This is a genomic window from Pseudoxanthomonas mexicana (genome assembly GCF_001556105.1).
GTDB lineage: Bacteria > Pseudomonadota > Gammaproteobacteria > Xanthomonadales > Xanthomonadaceae > Pseudoxanthomonas_A > Pseudoxanthomonas_A mexicana_A.
This window is the reverse complement of sequence record NZ_LSIF01000093.1, coordinates 1-924: the sequence shown is the minus strand read 5'-3', so window position 1 is coordinate 924 and position 924 is coordinate 1. Positions and strand designations below refer to the sequence as shown.

The 924-nt window shown below is 68.1% G+C and carries 1 protein-coding gene; it reads left to right on the top strand.

Annotation, left to right across the window (positions count from 1 at the left end):
- Positions 1–924 (top strand): methyl-accepting chemotaxis protein (locus tag AX730_RS16465; protein ID WP_232310286.1); only part of this gene is annotated, 924 nt, incomplete at both ends.

The window sequence follows — 924 nt, the reverse complement described above, 5'->3', positions numbered from 1 at the left end:
CGGCGACCTGACCGCACGGATGGAAGGCGACTTCCACGGCGTGTTCGCCACCATGCGCGACGACGCCAACGCCACCGTCGCCCAGCTGACCGACATCGTCGGCCGCATCCAGGACGCCTCCGGTTCCATCAACACCGCGGCCGGCGAAATCGCCTCGGGCAACAGCGACCTCTCGCGTCGTACCGAACAGCAGGCCGCCAACCTGGAAGAAACCGCCGCCTCGATGGAGGAACTGACCTCCACCGTGCGCCAGAACGCCGACTCGGCACGCCAGGCCAACCAACTCGCCATCGGCGCGGCCTCGGTCGCCTCGCAGGGCGGTGAGGTCGTCGGCAAGGTCGTCACCACGATGACCGACATCGAACAGTCCTCGAAGAAGATCGCCGAGATCATCTCGGTCATCGACGGCATCGCCTTCCAGACCAATATCCTGGCGCTCAATGCCGCCGTGGAAGCCGCCCGTGCCGGCGAGCAGGGTCGCGGCTTCGCCGTGGTCGCCTCGGAAGTGCGCACGCTGGCCCAGCGCAGCGCGAACGCCGCGAAAGAGATCAAGGGCCTGATCGAGACCTCGGTCGACAAGGTCGCCGACGGCTCGGCGCTGGTGAACCAGGCCGGCGCGACGATGGCCGAGATCGTGGCCTCGGTGCAGCGCGTGACCGACATCATGGCCGAGATCTCCGCGGCCTCGCAGGAACAGTCGGCCGGCATCGAGCAGGTCAACCAGACCATCACCCAGATGGACGAGACCACGCAGCAGAACGCGGCGCTGGTGGAAGAAGCCTCCGCGGCCGCGCGTTCGATGGAAGAACAGGCGCAGTCGCTGACCGCGTCGGTCTCGGTGTTCAAGCTGCACGCCACCGTCAGTGCGCCGGTACGCAAGGCGATCGCCGCCGCACCCAAGGCGTCTTCGCCCACGCCGGCCGC